Origin of the sequence: Streptomyces chiangmaiensis (assembly GCF_036281785.1) — a bacterium.
Classification (GTDB): domain Bacteria; phylum Actinomycetota; class Actinomycetes; order Streptomycetales; family Streptomycetaceae; genus Streptomyces; species Streptomyces chiangmaiensis.
In genome coordinates this window covers 1-16,456 of record NZ_JAYWVC010000175.1, presented here as the reverse complement: position 1 = coordinate 16,456, position 16,456 = coordinate 1, and the positions used below count along the sequence as shown (strand labels likewise).

General features: G+C 68.6%; 14 protein-coding genes and 1 pseudogene. 8 read left to right on the top strand and 7 right to left on the bottom strand.

Translation table 11 applies throughout. The features are described from left to right. Nucleotides 1-286 (top strand): LPXTG cell wall anchor domain-containing protein (locus tag VXC91_RS33475; protein WP_329511117.1); only part of this gene is annotated, 286 nt, incomplete at its 5' end. A gap of 149 nt (nucleotides 287-435) precedes the next feature. Here VXC91_RS33475 and VXC91_RS33470 read toward each other — a convergent pair. Together VXC91_RS33470 and VXC91_RS33465 are read right to left on the bottom strand one after the other, a co-directional pair. Further along, nucleotides 436-567: pseudogene (locus VXC91_RS33470) on the bottom strand (IS5/IS1182 family transposase); the annotation flags it as partial. Between the two features lie 354 nt (nucleotides 568-921). After that, nucleotides 922-1,233, bottom strand: coding sequence for a hypothetical protein (locus VXC91_RS33465; RefSeq protein ID WP_329511116.1), 312 nt, complete (start codon nucleotides 1,231-1,233; stop codon nucleotides 922-924). A 1,568-nt stretch (nucleotides 1,234-2,801) separates the two neighbouring features. Here VXC91_RS33465 and VXC91_RS33460 point away from each other — a divergent pair. Next, entirely contained in the window at nucleotides 2,802-3,011 is a 210-nt protein-coding gene (locus VXC91_RS33460; protein WP_329511115.1) for a class IIb bacteriocin, lactobin A/cerein 7B family, read from the top strand. Between the two features lie 381 nt (nucleotides 3,012-3,392). Here the strand turns inward: VXC91_RS33460 and VXC91_RS33455 are convergent, their stop codons facing one another. Continuing rightward, complete coding sequence (locus tag VXC91_RS33455) at nucleotides 3,393-4,979, bottom strand: IS1182 family transposase (protein ID WP_329511114.1); 1,587 nt, start codon at nucleotides 4,977-4,979, stop codon at nucleotides 3,393-3,395. A 63-nt stretch (nucleotides 4,980-5,042) separates the two neighbouring features. Between VXC91_RS33455 and VXC91_RS33450 the strand changes: the two genes are divergently transcribed. Next, nucleotides 5,043-5,843: a hypothetical protein gene (locus tag VXC91_RS33450; RefSeq protein ID WP_329511113.1), complete on the top strand. Its 801-nt coding sequence runs from the start codon at nucleotides 5,043-5,045 to the stop codon at nucleotides 5,841-5,843. Between the two features lie 229 nt (nucleotides 5,844-6,072). Here VXC91_RS33450 and VXC91_RS33445 read toward each other — a convergent pair whose 3' ends face one another. From VXC91_RS33445 to VXC91_RS33435, 3 genes are all read right to left on the bottom strand, one after another. Continuing rightward, nucleotides 6,073-6,825: a response regulator transcription factor gene (locus VXC91_RS33445; RefSeq protein ID WP_329511112.1), complete on the bottom strand. Its 753-nt coding sequence runs from the start codon at nucleotides 6,823-6,825 to the stop codon at nucleotides 6,073-6,075. A 53-nt stretch (nucleotides 6,826-6,878) separates the two neighbouring features. Continuing rightward, on the bottom strand, nucleotides 6,879-8,132 hold the full coding sequence (locus tag VXC91_RS33440) for a sensor histidine kinase (RefSeq protein WP_329511111.1): 1,254 nt from the start codon (nucleotides 8,130-8,132) through the stop codon (nucleotides 6,879-6,881). Nucleotides 8,133-8,287: 155 nt separating this feature from the next. After that, nucleotides 8,288-9,091 carry a hypothetical protein gene (locus tag VXC91_RS33435; protein ID WP_329511110.1) on the bottom strand — a complete coding sequence of 268 codons (804 nt, stop codon included), beginning with the start codon at nucleotides 9,089-9,091 and terminating at the stop codon, nucleotides 8,288-8,290. A 272-nt stretch (nucleotides 9,092-9,363) separates the two neighbouring features. Between VXC91_RS33435 and VXC91_RS33430 the strand changes: the two genes are divergently transcribed. Then, nucleotides 9,364-9,888, top strand: coding sequence for a hypothetical protein (locus VXC91_RS33430; protein WP_329511109.1), 525 nt, complete (start codon nucleotides 9,364-9,366; stop codon nucleotides 9,886-9,888). A gap of 365 nt (nucleotides 9,889-10,253) precedes the next feature. On the opposite strand, the gene VXC91_RS33425 is transcribed toward VXC91_RS33430, so the two are convergent. Then, a complete protein-coding gene (locus tag VXC91_RS33425) occupies nucleotides 10,254-11,156 on the bottom strand; it encodes a LysR family transcriptional regulator (RefSeq protein WP_329511108.1) in 903 nt (300 codons plus the stop codon). A 142-nt stretch (nucleotides 11,157-11,298) separates the two neighbouring features. Between VXC91_RS33425 and VXC91_RS33420 the strand changes: the two genes are divergently transcribed. From VXC91_RS33420 to VXC91_RS33405, 4 genes are all read left to right on the top strand, one after another. Further along, nucleotides 11,299-12,516, top strand: a complete 1,218-nt coding sequence (locus VXC91_RS33420; RefSeq protein WP_329511107.1) for a CaiB/BaiF CoA transferase family protein — start codon at nucleotides 11,299-11,301, stop codon at nucleotides 12,514-12,516. Beyond that, nucleotides 12,513-13,730, top strand: a complete 1,218-nt coding sequence (locus VXC91_RS33415) for an acyl-CoA dehydrogenase family protein (protein ID WP_329511106.1) — start codon at nucleotides 12,513-12,515, stop codon at nucleotides 13,728-13,730. The genes VXC91_RS33420 and VXC91_RS33415 overlap by 4 nt, the downstream gene beginning before the upstream one ends. A 21-nt stretch (nucleotides 13,731-13,751) precedes the next feature. Beyond that, the gene (locus VXC91_RS33410) at nucleotides 13,752-14,927 is read left to right on the top strand and encodes a thiolase family protein (protein WP_329511105.1); all 1,176 of its coding nucleotides are present in this window, start codon (nucleotides 13,752-13,754) and stop codon (nucleotides 14,925-14,927) included. Between the two features lie 153 nt (nucleotides 14,928-15,080). Next, nucleotides 15,081-16,456: 3-hydroxyacyl-CoA dehydrogenase NAD-binding domain-containing protein (locus VXC91_RS33405; protein WP_329511104.1), on the top strand; the 1,376-nt coding region annotated here is incomplete at its 3' end.

Sequence of the window (16,456 nt, the reverse complement as noted above, 5' to 3'; positions counted from 1 at the left end):
CGACTGCAAGGACTCACAAGGCGGTGGTGGTGGTACGACGCCGTCCGCCTCCGTGTCGCCCTCGCCTTCGGGCTCGGCAGGTGCGACGGCCTCGCCGAGTGCGTCGTCCGGCGAGGGCGGGGCCGCCCCGTCGGCCGCCGCATCCCCGTCCGCGCAGGGCGGTAGCGGCGATCTGGCCGAGACCGGCAGCAGCGCCCCGGTGGGCCTGCTGACGGGCGCCGCGGCGGCGCTGGTGGCCGCGGGCGGCTACCTGGTGCTGCGGCGTCGCAGGGTCTTCCGCGGCTGACATCTGCAGGGCATGACGGTGCCCCCGTGCTCGTCCGGGCGACGCGTACGGGGGCACCGCCGTGCATGGGAAGGCGTGAGCCGGTGTTGCGCAGGCCCGCGGCCACGCCATGGTGAGCAGCAGTACGCGGGACAGCAGCGGGTAGGGCTCATTCCGCACAGCACCTGCCAGTCCGGCAACGGCTTACGGCCCGGGTACCAGAACCTGCGCTCCCTCCTCGGCAACAGCGGCTCGATCCGCTCCCAGAGTTCATCGGGCACAATCCACGGTGATGCCCCCACGCATCCGACAACGCCCAACTCGCCATCGGCACTCGCGAACGCAGCGAGTGGCGTGACGTCGCCCTGATCGAACGCTGCAGTCCCGCTATCCCATAGCCCGTGAAACACCCTCTATCCGAGGCAAGCCAGCGGAGCGCTGTCGAAATAGTTGTCGACGGCGCCTCGTGCTGGACGCAGGCCTTGCGGTCTGGCCTCATCCTTATCAGGATCACGCCGGACCTCCGACGTCGGCCAACCGGCTTTGCACCTCGGCTGATCGTGCGCTGAGGTTCGGCGTCGACCCGCCGTTGTTCGCGCTTGTTGGTGTCGGCCGCTGGTGTCAGCCGCCACACGCAGTCTTGACAAGCATTGTCGTCACTCAGCGGATGGCCCAGAGCCGGCCCGACGCGTCGCCTGTACGACCAAGACCAGCGCTGCCGTGACCGTCAGCACAACACTCAACGAGTCAGCAGTCATGACAACGGCGAACGGTGCGCCCACCAGGTGCGGGGTCTTGCCGACGATCATGCCAAGACCTATGAGCAGGGGGATCGAGTAGAAGCGCATGCCCTGGCGGGGGCTCGCTCCTTTGCGAATCTTCGCCCGCTCCCACCAGCGGAAGCCGAAACTGAGAAGAACCAGCAAGCAGCCCACCACGACGACGGACCAGTCCATGAACTTGAGCATCGATACCCCTCGTGGGCACGGATATGCCGTACGTGTCGGTTGTGCGAACTACCCATTGATTTCCGGGCGTTCAGCCCAGGTCATGAGGCAAAGGCCAGTGACGACCATGCACGTAGTCGTGGCCACGTCAGCATAAGAACGCCCATGCATGGTGATCCCGATCGTGGCTGCCAGACCCACTACGATCGCCCCGATACCCCACATGCGCGGAGATGCGATGGGCCTGGGCCATGGCAAGCGCAGCCGGACACCCAAGATCGCTACAGCTCCTGCCCCGATGGTCATGAGCCATGCGATCGCTATACAGATCCAGTCGATGACATCCACCAACGCCCCGTCCCCCCACCACATCACTTCACTGCGGCCCGTTCCCGCAGCGCGGAGAGCCTGTCAGGCCAGTCATACGACGGCAGTAGACCGCTCAGGTTCTTAGCGCGATCTTTGCCGCGTTGGCAGCAGTTGCGGGATGAGGTGCCTGCCGTCGTGGCTCCGTACGTGAGGGCCTTTGCAGTCCAAGGCATCCAGGACCTTGATCGCGAAGACCTCGTACATGCGCTCGCGTACCTCGTCGGGTGTCAGTCAAGGCCTATGGAAGTCGGCCGCAGGCGCAGTGCTTGCTGGACTCCGCTGCTGTACAGCACTGCTCGGCGGGGGTCCGGGCTCATTGTTCGTGGCGCGTGCTTCACTGTGCGGCCATGGGCGAGCAGGAATTGTTCGCGGCCGTCCACCCCCCGACTCACCGAAGAGGCCTGGACGCCCTGCCACGTGTTGGGCGCCCAGGCCGGCCTTTCGAGCAGGGGCAGACCCGTCACGGGGGGGAAACGAGTCTGCCCGTGCACGCTGGCGCCCGCGGCCCCCCCGGAGTGCAGGCGCCCTGACCCCGCCCGGGGTCACTACGTTCAGCGCGGCGTGGGACTGGAGTGTCACAGGTGACGGCCGATGGTTGCGAAGTCAACACTTTTGTGTATGGAAATACTTGGCAGCGCCACGAATCGGCCACGGAGTACGCAAGGCCCTGGTGCGACCGTCGTGGGTGCCGGAGTTCTACCTGGTCGCTTCTGCGCCGCACTTGATCACTTCACGGTCTGGACGGTCGTTGGCCCATGGCGCCCTGGGGCCCCTGGCCTTGGCTGACGCCGATAGGACAGGACATGCAGCCGGCCCCACCGCCCTCGCGTCGCGAATTTGCACATCGATTGCCCCAACCGCAACACAGCGGTCGCGGGATCTGCACAAGAACACGCCAGATGGCGCTCGGTTGGTTCGGAGCGTCAAGTTGGGAATTACTGCGGCGGTACCAACCAGCGTGGGGCCCACGCAACTTGTGGAGAAGCTGCCCGCAATACGTGACTGTGTGTGTGCGAATGTGTAGACCGTGCCTCTAACTGCCCTGACAGGAGCGCCGTTTGATTGGAGGCTCGGCGTGCTCCGTGATTTCATCCTTTGCGCTGCCGAGGTCGCGCGAAGGTTCCGGAACTGGACGTAGCGCGCCCGCAGTTGCGGCTCGTGATTTGTCCCCACAGGGGCCGCTCCCCTTGTCAAACATTCATACGAAGGGAAGTCTCACTATGAACTCCGCTCCCCAGGTTCAGACCGTTGAGATGTCCGACGCTGAGCTCGACAACATCTCCGGCGGCCTCAGCCCGCACGCCAGCGTCATCGCCGGACCCACAGCCGTCAGCGACTCGGATGTCCTGGCTCAGGTCGACGCAGTCAAAAGCGAGGTCATGGGAGCCGCCAGCCAGTACCACCAGGCTGGCGTTTTCGTCTCCTTCTGATCGATAGCCTCGCGTAGCTGAGCCGTCGGCAGTTGTCGCCCTGGCTCAAACTTGAGCGCCCTTCCGCGGCCCCGCAAGGGCTTCGGGAGGGCGCTCATGCGTCGGGGGAAGGCCCGTAATGGGCACCGCATTAGGAATTCGATCGCCGCGTTGGGCCACCTCCCGGAACGCATCCTCGTGGCTGCCTGCCACTCCCGCTAGGAGGCTGGTGTTAAGTGGGTCTTCTTGGGTGTGCGGTCTCGCCGTTGAGGGCGTCAGGATCGTGTTGCCGGCTGGTGCTCGGGCGGTCTGTGGGCAGCTTGTAGCTGTCTCGGGGACTGTTGAGGGCCTTGGTGCGGCCGCGTGCGGGTGGCTCGTGTGGTCCTGGGGCTCTTCGGACGGTCAGCCGGTGGCAATCGCCCAGTTTCCACCGGCTGTGGACATGATTACGAGCACGCCGAGCCGCGCGATGTTGGCGGCAGCGGCCAGCAGGGAGAAGTCAGCGGCGACCTTGACACGACCGCGCACCCGGGCACGGCGTCCGCCGTGTCGCCGCCGCATCAGGTGGGCGATCTTGCGTTCGACCTTGGGCCGGGTGGCCCGGTAGGCGGCCTGCCAGACGGGGTCGGTGCCGCGTTCCTGGCCCCGGGCCAGGTGTTCCTCGTGCGGGCCGATGGTGATGACGCGTCCGTTCCTGGCGGTGGTGCACTGGGCCGCAAGCGGGCAGGCGGCGCAGGCCCTCCCGAAGCAGGCCGCCCCGCCGCCATCGGGCTTCGGGCGGATCGGGGCGGTCACCAGGTTCGGGCAGGTGACCTGCCCGGTTTCCAGGTCGATGGTGAAAACGTCCTTGGAGAACCGTCCGCCGGGCGCGTTGGCCGCCTGCACCTTGACCATCACCTCGACGCCGGCCTCGGCCAGCTCTGCCAGCAGCGGCCCGGTCCCGTAGGCGGCGTCGCCGTAGATCTCGGCCCGCGCCTGGTCTGCCTGCTCGTCCGGGACGGGCGCGTGAAGGACGTCGGCCAGCAGCCCGGTGGCGGGTTCGGCGTCGCCGGCGTTGCCCGCCGTGACCTCGGTCGCGGTGATGACCTCACTGTCGGGGTCCTCGGCCACGTGGCCCTTGTAGCCGTCGAAGGACCGGCGGACGGTCTTGTGCCCGTGCCGGGCCTCGGGATCAACGGTGGAGATCACCCGGTCCGCGGCCACCTTGCGGGCGATCTTGAAGACGTCCTCGTCCTGCTCCAGATCCTGGCCGAGCACGATGGCCAGCAAACGCGCGGCCTGGGCCACGTCCCCCTGCACAGCCCGGCCCTCCAGCACCGCCAGCAGTGCGTACCCGTCCCGGGCCCGCGAATCGATCAGCGCCTCCCGCTCACCGGCGTCAGTCCAGTCGATGACCGGCTTGGCCGTCTCGGTGTAGGCGTCCCCGCTGGTCAACTGCGCCCGCAGCTCGGCCCGCAGCACGTGATCGGCCGCCCTCAGCAGGCCGCGAATGGCCGAACGGATCAGCGTGACGGTGTCCTGCGTGGCCACCGCGTCATAGATCGGAGCCGAGTCCAGCACTCGCCGACGGCCGACCAGTCCCGCCCGAGCGGCGACCTCCACCGTCCGCTCGAAGATCCGGTCCGGGCGGGCCGAAGCGGCCAGCCTCGCCCGCATGTCCACCAGCACGGTGTGCACGAACCCCGGATGGTCGAAGTCCAGCCCGCCGGCGGCGTACTTCCAGCGCACATCGAAGGCGAACCGCTCGACCGCCTCCCGGTCGGACAGGCCCTCCAGACGCTGCAGGACCATCACGACCGCCACGATCATCGGCGGCACCGACCTACGGCCGTCCTCCGCGAACAGATCCGCGAACATCTCATCGGGGAACAACGCCCGGCACTCGCGGTGCAGCACCGCGTAGATCGAGTTCGGCGCCAGCCGACCCCCGCAGAAACCCGCCGTGGAGGAGAGCAACCCCGGCTGCATCGGAGTCCGGCCCACCGCCATCGCTCAACCTCTCCCCACGCCCGGCGACCAACACCCGGCAGCCTGGCACAGGTTGCACACCCAGTGCGAGCTCCATCGCTTAACACCAGTCACCTAGAGGCCCTGGAGCGTAAGCGGTTCCAGCTCAACGACGAGCAGAAGCACCAGTTGGGACGGATGCGTGAGGAGCGCGAGCGGTTGGCCATCCCATCCTGGAAGAGGCGCCCGTACGGCGACGTCGAGGACCTGGCCCAGCGGCTCGAAGACGCCGTACGTGAGGCTGGCCGCGCCGCTACCGCGGCGGACACGGAAGCGCAGAGGCTCGCCGAACTCACCGCCCAGGAGAGAGGCAGTGGCCAGCCCCGCGGACAGGCATACGCTGCCGAGACGAACCGGCTGCTGGACCGGGCCGAAGCGCTGATGGTCACGCCCCGCGCCGGACTTGGCAACGTCGGGGCCGCCGCGTGGGACGTCGTACGCTCCAGTGGCTTCGCCGCCGCGCTCGGCGCCCTGCAGGATGCCCCTGAGGAGATCGAGAACATCGCAATGAGGCTCGCCGAGATGCGCATCAGGGCGTCCCGACTGGCGCACGACATGGACAAGCAGACCCGGGAAGAACTGGCCCTCGTACACGGGCAACTGGTCCGCGAGCGGGAGGCCGCACAGACGTACCAGGGCATCGCTAGGGACATAGCGGCGGAGATGGCCCTCCGCGACAAGATCGCTCAGAGGCACCCGTCGCTACATGACGAGGAGACGGACGGTCGCCGCAAGCTGCGTCAGGGGAAGAAGACAAGGAGCGGGATGAAAACAGCGCCGCCTGAAGGCCAGGCGATGGCTGATGAGCAGAATCCGCACCAGGCACTGCACCGTGGGCCGCGTTGAGCGAACACGGACAGCAACACCCGCCCCAGCCGGTGCAACTGAGGTGCAGCACAGTGATGTGCCCGACCAACGGCACCGCGATGGCGTGCTCGGTCACGAGGACCCGCCTCACGCCGTGGTCTTCCTTGCACTCCTCGGTCTCCTTGGCCGCGTCTCCTTCGTGAGCGGGGCGCGGTCCGGGCGTGCTGGGTACCGGGCCGTAGGCACCCATGCGTTCCGTGGACCGGCGTCAGGTGCTCGGCGGCGACTTCGGGCCGGCGCTGTCGAGTCCGTGTCGCCGGGCATAGTTCGCCGCGGCGACGCGGTCACGGCAGCCGGTCTTGCTGAAGATCCTGTTGACGTGTGTCTTCACCGTGTTGCCGCTGAGGAACAGCGTCGCGGAGATCTCCGTGTTGCTCAGGCCTTGGGCCACCAGGGCCAGCACCTCCGCCTCCCGCGCGGTCAGGTTGTCCGGGAGCACGACCGGCCGAGGCTCGGAGGCGACTGGTTCCGTCGGCCGCGTTGCCGCCGCGGCCAGCAGGGCCGCCTGGACTTGCGGATCGAGGACGGCATAACCGGTGACCGCGCTGTGCAGGGTGCGGGCGATATGCAGACGGTCCGCGTCCTTGGTCAGATAGGCGCGTGCTCCGGCACGGAGGGTGTCCAGCACCGAGGCGTCATCGGCGTAGGTGGTCAGCACGACCACGGCGACGTCGGGGTGCTCGGCCGTGAGTCGGCGAGTGACCGCGATACCGTCCATGACTGGCATGTGTAGGTCCAGCAGGATCGCGTCGGGGTGGTGCTCGGCCACCGCTTCCAGCGCCTGGCTGCCGTCGGCAGCCGTGCCGACGACGGTGATGTCGGGGAGCAGGTCGAGCATGATGGCCAGGCCCTCACGCACACTGGCCTGGTCGTCCGCGACGATGATCCTGAGCGGCGGGGCGACCGGGCCGGTAGCGGGGTACCCGTTCTCGGCAGCGCCCGGCCCTGGTGGTGTAAACACGGGGCGTGACGCCGAGGTTCCGGCGGCTGTCGGCTCGGCGGGGCCCGGGCCCGTCATCGGGGCACTCGCGCAGTGAGCGTCCAGTGGCCGTCACGGACATCGGTCTCCAGTTGTCCGCCCACCAGGAGCAGGCGTTCCCGGATACCGGTGAGACCGTACCCGCCGTCGAGGGTGGTGAACTGAGCCTCCGCCGACTCGTCGGCGCAGGAGCGAAGGGGGTTGCTCACGGTCATGGTCACCTGATGGTCCTCGTAGCCCAGGGTGATGTCAACCGGCTGATGCGGCGCGTGCTTGGCCGCATTGGTCAATGCCTCCTGCGCGGTACGCACCAGTTGCACGTTCTGCTCCGGTGGCAGTTCCGGCTCCGGACTAGTGATCGCGACCCGCACCGGCGCCCGGTGCTGCTGCCGGTGGTTCTCGGCGATGGCTTCCAGGGCCTGGGCCAGCGGTGCGCTGTCCGCCCGCAAGGCGTGGACCGCGCGTCGCGTCTCGGTCAGACCGTCCGCAGCCATGCGCTGGGCCCGGGCCAGCATGTCGTCGACACGGGCCTCCTGGCCACCCTGTGCGACCAGTGCCCTGGCCGCCTGGATCTGGATACCGAGGGCCCCCAGGGAGTGGGCCAGCACGTCGTGGATCTCCCGGGCGAGGCGGGTGCGCTCGTCCAGGACAGCGGTCAGCCGCTGCTGTGCCCTCAGTTGCTCCGCCTGTTCCAGCATCAAGGCGGCCTGCTCGGCGCGGACCCGGTAGGCGCGGCGGTTGTGCCCCGCGAGCAGAGCCACGACCAGCACCAGCGGATAGCCGAGGAAGACACCGCGGTCGGCCCCGTAGGTCAGCGCGCCGATTTGGACGGCCAGCACACCGACGGCTGCGACCACCCATCCCGTGCGCACACTGGTCTCACTCCCGGCCGCGACCACCGCCATGATGGCCAGCCCGATCAGGGTCGAGCTGTGGGGTCCGGCACTGGTCAGACCCGAAGCCGCGGTGATGACGCTGAGCAGAATCGGCAACAGCGCCGCCCTGCGGGAATCCGCGGGCTCACTCGCAGGCGCACCTGCGGCCGCATCTTGTGCACCGGCAGAGTGGGGCTTGTGACGGCGAGGGCGGGAATCCGGGGCGGCCCACCGGCCGAGAGCACCGGGCTTCAGGTCCCAGCAGGCCCAAGCGGCCAAAGCGGCGCCGGACAGCGCGTAGGCGGTGGCCACCAACACGGACGAAGCCGAGCCGGCAGGGACGAAGACGAGGCTGTACAGGCCGATGAGGACGAACGCAATGACTCGGACCAGCCACGATATGGCGCGCAGCACAGCACTACGATATGGCTCCGGCAACCGGCTCAGCGGCGAGCCGGGTTGCTTCGCGGTGTGGGTGGGTCGGGTGTGCACCGGGGTCGTGCTCGCTGCTGGGGAGGCCCAGGTCGTGCTGGCGAGGGCCGACGGCACGGGAGAAGCATCGGGGCGGCTCACCGGCGGTGATCTCGTTCCGTGGTGCGTCGGGCGATCTGCTCCGCGTAGTACTGACGGTCTTGTTCCCGGGCCCAGGTGTCCGGCTGGGCCGCCGCATCGGTGCCGGTCGCGGTGCCCGGAGCGGCGGCATGACGGGATGCGGTCGAGGTGTCAGCGTTCGAGGCGGCGGCGCGCATGATCCGGCCTGAGTGCTCGAAGAAGCGGCGCGAGGAGTCCGTGTGCGATCGCGCCGCCGCGTCCGCGAGGTGAGCCGACCAGGACGCGGACACCGCGGTGAAGCGGCGACCGAGTTCGGTGTCGTGGCTGAGGAACGTGGAGCCGTCGCGCTCCGGCGCGAAGGGCACACCGCTTGCCAGGGCGCGGGGCGCGATCACGAGGGCCTGCCCCAGACGGTTGATGCCGAGCAGCATCAGGATGGGCGCGGTGGATGCGGCCACGTGCGCGTCCAGCGCGTAGGCAATCCCGGTCGTGACCAGCCGTGAGCCGATCAGCGCGACCCACCACCACAGTCCCTTGGCAGGCATACGGGCCCACAGCGTCCCGCCGCGGTCCTCCAGCCGGGTGCTGAGTCCCTGGCCCACCCCGATCGCTGCTGCCAGCAGGCCGCTGACCACGAGGCAGGCTATGTCGATGCTGGTCGGTTGCCGCCCGTGGCTGGTGAGGCTCAGCGCTCCAGCCACCGTGAGTGCGGCTGGAAGGACGATCAGTTTCTTCCCCTGGAGGGCCTCTCCCTTCAACTGCCGCATCAACACAAAGACGACGATCCCGATGGCGAGCAGGATCTCCATCAGGCTGTGCATGGGGGCCTCCGTTGGGGTCGGCGTAGGGGCGGCGCGACGGGGACCGTCGCAGAGTCGCTGGCGGTGGCCACGCTAGGAATCCGAGCTCGGCAGCACGTCACCCCCTGGGGTGACCGGGAGGGTGATTCCCATGGCGCCCGCTGGTACCACGGGCCCCATCGACCGCCGAGCGGCGATCATGCCGGGCTCGCCCCGTGCGGCGACGCGGCGAGCCCGGGCCATTTCCGATGCTGGGGCACGACGAAATCTCGTACGAGGAAGGGTGTTTTGCCATGTCCGGCATTGACCAGGCCATGATCATCAACGGCGTCGTGCTGCTCGCCGTCCTGGAGGCGGACCTCGGTCCGCATCGCGCCATCGGACGGTTCCGCGTGGTCCGGCCCATCCTGACCGCGATGGCGATCGTCCCGGTCTACCTCAAGGGCCTTACCACCGTGGGGGACGGTCTCGCCCTGGAGATCGCGGGTGTGCTGGCGGGCTTGCTGTGCGGGTTGCTGGCGGCGCGCACGATGGAGGTCTACTTGAGCCCGCGCACCGGCAAGCCGGTCAGCCGCGCCGGCTGGGGCTACGCCGCCGTGTGGATCGTGGTCATCGGCGCGCGGGCGGCTTTCTCCTACGGCTCAGTGCACTGGTTCCCCACTCAGCTCGGCACGTGGATGGTGACTCACCAGATTTCGGGTGCCGCCCTGACCGACGCGCTGCTGCTCATGGCCGTCACGATGATGCTCACCCGTACCTTGGCCCTCGCCGTCCGTGCCCGCGCGATGCACACCCGGCGGGGTGCGGCGACCGCATGACACGGCAGGGCAACCGTAGGCCCCGACCATGCGCAGGTCGGGGCCTACGCCATGTCGTGGTCTCCTTTTTGGTCTCACTCGGGGTCAGAAGAGCCCCACAGCTTCTCCTCGACCTGGTCCGCTGCCTTCCGAAGCATGGGGCCGGTCACAGGCACGTAACGCCCGCATCCGAGCGGCACTGCCCGGCTCCGAGCCCATGATCGCGTTCAGGATCACATGCCGGACACCGAGCAGAAGGAGAACGGGGGCCGCGGTGCGGCGAGCGTCATGAAGGCGCCTCCCTCACGCCTGTATACAGTCCTCAAGTCCGAAAAGACGGCAGTTTCTCCCCCTTGCAGGGTCCGCCACGGGGTGGCTGGGCGGAATCAGCCGGCCGTTGGAGTCGGCAGCACCCGATCGGCCAGGCGCAGCACCGTTGCAACGGCTCCCGTGTCGCCTTGTTCCCGCCAAGCCATTCTCAGTGCGATCGGTTCGTAATGATCCGTGACGCGTAGGTAGCGCACGCCCGGTGTGTTGACGTTGTCGGCGACCGTCGTCAGCGTCAGGGCGCAGCCCACCTCCGCCTCGACGAGTGCCAGCAGGGTCCAGGTGTCGGGCGCGATCTGGACGACGTCCGCCGAGAAGCCGGCGCTGTGCGAAAGGCTGCGGAGCCGGTCGATGAGCACCGAGCCGGAGTAGGGCGGCAGCGAGACGAACGGCTCGTGCGCCAGCTCCTCGATGCGGACAGTCTTCCTCTGGGCAAGGCGGTGCGAGGCGGAGACTGCGACGACAAGGTTCTCGTGGGCCAGGACTCGTGCCGCGAGGCCGGGGATGGCGCCGTCCCAACGGGAGAAGCCGATCTCCATCTCCCCCCTCAGCACCTTGCTGAGCGCGGGCATGGCGAAGTTCTGGCTGTGGAGCTCGAACTGGATGCCCGGGTGGTCCTGACGTACCTGCCGGGCCAGTGTGCCGACCATCGAGTGGGTCGACGCGCCGGCGAACGCCACGCGCACCAGCCCCACTTCACCTTGCCCCGCAGCCTTGACGACCAGTTGGGCGCGGCGATGGGCGTCCAGCATGTCCTGAGCCGGGCCGCACAGGGCCTCTCCCTCCGCGGTCAGGCGAACACTGCGCGTGGTCCGCTCGAACAAGCGGGCCCCGAGCTCCTCCTCTAGGCGGCGCACGCCTCGGCTGACCGGAGGCTGGGCCAGGTGCAACCGCTCCGCGGCGTGGCCGAAGTGCAGCTCCTCCGCCACGGCCAGGAATATCCGCAGGTCCTGGATCTCCATGACATCCTCCGCCCACTCGGCATTGATGCAGATATGGAAATGGTACCTCTCGATTAGGTATTGGACTTACATCAAAACGAGGCGCAGCCTGGGGACTGTCGCACGTGAGTGCGGTCTGCGAAGGGATGAGAAGGGAGCAACGATGCCGTTGCCCACCGTGGATACCGAAGAGGCGGGCCGAACGACCACCACCGGCCCCCTTGACGGCGTTGTCGTGGCCGACTTCAGCCGTGTTCTGGCCGGTCCCTACTGCTCGATGCTGCTCGCCGATCTCGGAGCCATGGTCGTCAAGATCGAGAGTCCCGCCGGCGACGAGACACGGCACTACAAGCCGCCCATCCTGGGCGAGGACTCGACCTACTACCTCTCCCTGAACCGCAACAAGCGATCCATCGTGCTGGACCTGAAGGACCCCGCGGACCTCGGCACGGCGCGGCGGATCGCGCATCGCGCGGACGTCGTCATCCAGAACTTCAAGCCGGGAGGCGCTGCCCGTTTCGGGCTGGACCACCCATCCGTCGCGAAGGAGAACCCGGCCGTCGTCTATGCCTCGATCAGTGGCTTCGGCACCCAGCCACAGGCCGCAGGACTGCCTGGATACGACCTGCTCGTCCAGGCGCTGTCCGGCCTGATGGACCTTACGGGCACGCCCGATGCACCGCCTCTGAAGGCCGGTGTGCCGATCGTCGACGTCATGACCGGCCTGCACACCGCGATCGGCATCCTTGCGGCCCTGCACCACCGCGTCCGCACCGGTGAAGGCCAGCACGTCGAGCTGAGCCTGCTGATGTCCGCCCTGTTCGGCATGGTGAACCACACTGGCGCGTACGTCATGACGGGGACCGTGCCGCACCGGATGGGCAACGAGCACCCCAGCCTCTACCCGTATGCGCCGTTCGAGACGCGAAACGGCCGACTGATCATCGCCGTCGGCAACGACGGGCAGTTCCGCCGTCTTTGTCAGGCGCTCGAACTGCCCGAGCTGCCCGACGACCCCCGTTTCGCAACCGCTCACGCCCGCAGCGTGAACCGGGACCACCTCAGGCCGCTGCTCACCCACGCTCTGTTGGAGCGGACCGCCGAGGAGTGGTCCGGCATCTTGGCCGGCGCGTCGGTACCGGCGGCCCCCGTTCAGGACGTCGCCGGCGGGCTGGCCGCCGCGACCCGGCTCGGACTCGATCCCGTGGCCGTGAGCGGCGAGGGCGACCGGGCCCTGCCCGGGATCCGAAATCCCATCACCTTCTCGGCCACGCCTCCCACGTACCGATACGCACCCCCGGGACTCGGCGAACACCGCGAGGAGATCCTCGCCTGGCTCGACGCCCCGCTTCCCGAACCCAACAAGAAGGACCCACGATGACCGCAGCACCCCACCCTGCCGAAGAAGTCCCGACGCGCCCCGTGGACATCGACTACTACGGCCTTCACGAGCTTTTGTCGGACGAGGACCGCGAACTCGTCGGGCGTGTGCGGGCGTTCGTGCAGGGCGAACTTCTGCCGGTCATCAACGGCTACTGGGAGCGGGCGGAGTTCCCGCAGGCGCTGCTGCCGGCCTTCGCGAAGGTGGGTGTGGCCGGCACGACGGTGCAGGGGTACGGAGCACCCGGCCTCACTCAGTTCCAGACGGGCCTGGTCGCGATGGAACTCTCCCGTGGTGACGGGAGCTTCAACACCGTCAACGCCGTGCACTCCGGGCTGGTCATGGGCACCCTTGACCGCTTCGGCAGCGAGGAGCAGAAGCAGCGGTGGCTTCCGTCGCTCGCCCGGCTCGACAAGCTCGGGGCCTTCGGGCTCACCGAGCCCCAGCACGGTTCGGACTCGGTGCGGCTGGAGACCAGCGCGCGCCGCAGCGGCGACGGATACCTTCTGACCGGTGCGAAGCGCTGGATCGGCTTGGGGCACATCGCCGATGTCGTGATCATCTGGGCGCGGGACGAGGCCGACGGCAAGGTGCGGGGCTTCGTCGTGGAGAAGACCGACGGGCGCTATCCGGACGGATTCCATGCGTCCCCCATCCTCGGGAAGATCGGCAAGCGAGCCGTCCCCCAGGCGGACATCCGGCTTGACGATGTCTTCGTCCCCCACGACAACCTCATCGCCCATACCCGCTCGTTCCGGGATGTCTCCACCGTCCTGAGCGCGACGCGTTCCCTGGTGGCCTGGGAAGCACTGGGGCACGCCACCGCCGCGTACGAGATCGCCGCGCGTTACGCGCTGACCCGCCACCAGTTCGGGAAACCGATCGCGAGCTTCCAGCTCATCCAGCACAAGCTGGCCAAGATGCTCGGGGAGCTCACGTCCATGCAGCTCCTGTGTTTCCGCTCGGCGGCCCTGCAGGACAGCGGACGGTACCGCAACGCACAGGCGTCGCTGTTGAAGATGCACGTCTGCGACAGGGCCCGTGACCTGTGCCGGGAAGCCCGGGACATGCTCGGAGGCAACGGGCTCCTGTTGGAGAACGACGTGGCACGTCACCTCACCGACATGGAAGTGGTCCACACCTACGAGGGGACGGACTCCATCCAGTCCCTCATCGTCGGCCGCGACATCACCGGCATAGCCGCTTTCGCCTGATCCGCCGGGAGGAGAACTGACATGACAACCGAAAGCTACGTCTACGACGGCGTGCGAACCGCCTTCGGCCGGCACGGAAGGGCACTGGCCCACATCCGGCCCGACGACCTCGCGGCCGAGGTCATCACCGCCCTCCTCGCCCGGCACCCGGACCTGGATCCCGGGCGCATCGACGACGTCTTCCTGGGAGACGCCAACGGAGCAGGCGAGGACAACCGCAACGTGGCCCGGATGAGCGCGCTTCTGGCCGGTCTGCCGACGTCCGTCCCGGGAGCCACCGTCAACCGCCTGTGCGGCTCCGGTCTCGAAGCGGTCGTCCAGGCGAGCCGTGCGATCGAGTCGGGGGACGCCGATGTGCTCCTCGCGGGCGGCGTCGAGTCGATGAGCCGCGCGCCCTGGGTCCTGCCCAAGCCGGAACGGGGGTTCCCCGCAGCCGATCAGACTCTCTACTCCAGCACCTTGGGGTGGCGTATGACCAACCCCAGGCTGCCCACCCAGTGGACGGTCTCCAACGGAGAGACCGCCGAGATCCTGGCGGACAAGTTCGGCATCAGCCGCGAGGAACAGGACGCCTTCGCGCTGCGCAGCCACCGGCTTGCCGCTCAGGCATGTCGCGACGGCGTCTTTGAGGACGAACTCGTCGCACCGGCCGGATCGAACCTGACGCGCGACGAAGGAATCCGGGAGGACACCACGCTGGAGAAGCTGGCCGCCCTGCGACCCGCCTTCCGCCCGGACGGCACGGTGACCGCAGGCAACTCCTCCCCGCTCAGCGACGGCGCGGCCTGTCTGCTCATCGCGAACTCCCATGCGGGGATCGAGGGCGATCCGCTCGCCAGGATCGTCTCCCGTGCCGTCGTCGGCAACGATCCGGACGTCTTCGGGATCGCTCCCGTCGAAGCCGCCGACAAAGCGCTGGCCCGCGCGGGCCTGGGGTGGCAGGACGTCGACCTCGTCGAACTCAACGAGGCCTTCGCCGCCCAGTCGCTCGCCTGCCTCAAGTCCTGGCCCGAACTCGACCCTGAGCGCGTGAACATCCACGGCGGAGCCATCGCCATCGGTCACCCTCTCGGTGCGTCAGGCGCCCGCATCACCCTCCACCTGGCCCATGAACTGCGCAGGCGAGGCGGTGGGATCGGCCTGACGGCACTCTGCATCGGCGTGGGCCAAGGGATCGCGGTCGTGCTGGAAGCCTGACCGTCGGGGACTGTGCCGTATGCACACCGTCCGGCGGGCTGCTCAACCGAATGAGACCAACGGGTACCAGACATGACGCTCACCCGCTCATCGGCCACGTATTCAGCCGGGCCAACCCGACCTGAATCCCAGACAGATCGAAATGAGAGCCACGTGCGCATCAGAATCATCGGTGCTGGCGTCATGGGACGCGGCATCGCCCAGTGGGCCGCCACCGCCGGCCACACCGTCGAACTGGCCGACGCCCACAAGGAGGCCGTCGGCGACGCGATCGCCTTCGTCACCGACATGCTCGCGCGGGCCGCCGGCAAGCACCGCATCACGTCCGAGGACGCCAAGGCCGCGGCACAGCGGCTGATCCCGCTGGACGATCCGGCGGCGGCGAGCCAGGACGTGGAGCTGGTCATCGAGGCGGTCCTCGAGGACCTCGACGTCAAAGCGGAGCTGTTCCAGCAGCTCGAGCGGATCCTGCCCGCCAGGACCGTCCTCGCGACGAACACCTCCTCGCTGCCGGTCACCCAGATCGGCGCGCGGCTGTCCGACCCTTCGCGACTGGTCGGGCTGCACTTCTTCAACCCCGTGCCCTTGATGAAGATCGTGGAGGTCATCCCTGGAGAGCTGACCCGCCCGGACATCCCACCCGCTCTGGTGAAGCTTGTCCAGGAGACCGGACACCGAGCGGTGACGGTGGCCGACACCCCCGGCTTCCTGATCAACCACGCCGGCCGCGGACTGGCCACCGAGGCCTTCGCCCTGCTGGAGGAGTCGGTCGCCGATCCGCTCGGGATCGACCAGATCGCCCGCGACGTACTGGGCCTGCGCATGGGGCCGTTCGAGCTCATGGACCTCACCGGCCTGGACGTGTCGGCCGCGGTCATCGACTCCATCTGGCGCGGCTTCCGCTACTCCGACCGGCTCCGCGCCTCCTACCTGACACCCAACCGGGTGGCCGCCGGGCTGTACGGCCGCAAGACCGGGCGCGGCTTCTACTCCTACGCGCCCGACGCCGCCCCTTCGGCCGAGGAACCGATCACCGGTGACGCCGACCGACCGGTCCAGGTAGCCGGTGACGGGCCGGACGCCCACGCCCTGCGCCGGGCTCTGACCCAGGCCGGTGCCAACCTCTCGGCATCCGACCAGGCGATCGTCCTGGTTCCCACCTGGGGTACCACCGTGGCCGCCGCGGTCTTCGCCGACGGCCTGCCCACCCGACGCACCCTCGGCATCGACCCTCTGTCGCTGGACACGCCGCGCCGGGTGTTGGCCGCCACCCCGGCGACGGACCCGGACGTGGTGCACGACGCACGGGCAGTCCTGGCCCGGTCCGGCACGAGTGCCTCGGTCGTCCGTGACACGGCGGGATCGGTCGCCCAGCGGCTGCTGTCCTCGATCGTCTCGGTGGCGGCATCCATCGCTGAGCACTCCATCGCCGCCCCCGAGGACATCGACGCGGCGGTCACGGTCGGCCTCGGCTACCCGCACGGCCCGCTCGCCTGGGGCGAACTGATCGGAGGACGGCGGCTGCTCAG

Bases quoted from the DNA above. Each gene is read 5' to 3' on its own strand.
- VXC91_RS33410 (WP_329511105.1), top strand. From the start codon at position 13,752: ATGACAACCGAAAGCTACGTCTACGACGGCGTGCGAACCGCCTTCGGC.
- VXC91_RS33465 (WP_329511116.1), bottom strand. From the start codon at position 1,233: ATGCTCAAGTTCATGGACTGGTCCGTCGTCGTGGTGGGCTGCTTGCTG.
- VXC91_RS33425 (WP_329511108.1), bottom strand. From the start codon at position 11,156: ATGGAGATCCAGGACCTGCGGATATTCCTGGCCGTGGCGGAGGAGCTG.
- VXC91_RS33415 (WP_329511106.1), top strand. From the start codon at position 12,513: ATGACCGCAGCACCCCACCCTGCCGAAGAAGTCCCGACGCGCCCCGTG.
- VXC91_RS33455 (WP_329511114.1), bottom strand. From the start codon at position 4,979: ATGGCGGTGGGCCGGACTCCGATGCAGCCGGGGTTGCTCTCCTCCACG.
- VXC91_RS33460 (WP_329511115.1), top strand. From the start codon at position 2,802: ATGAACTCCGCTCCCCAGGTTCAGACCGTTGAGATGTCCGACGCTGAG.
- VXC91_RS33435 (WP_329511110.1), bottom strand. From the start codon at position 9,091: ATGCACAGCCTGATGGAGATCCTGCTCGCCATCGGGATCGTCGTCTTT.
- VXC91_RS33430 (WP_329511109.1), top strand. From the start codon at position 9,364: ATGTCCGGCATTGACCAGGCCATGATCATCAACGGCGTCGTGCTGCTC.
- VXC91_RS33420 (WP_329511107.1), top strand. From the start codon at position 11,299: ATGCCGTTGCCCACCGTGGATACCGAAGAGGCGGGCCGAACGACCACC.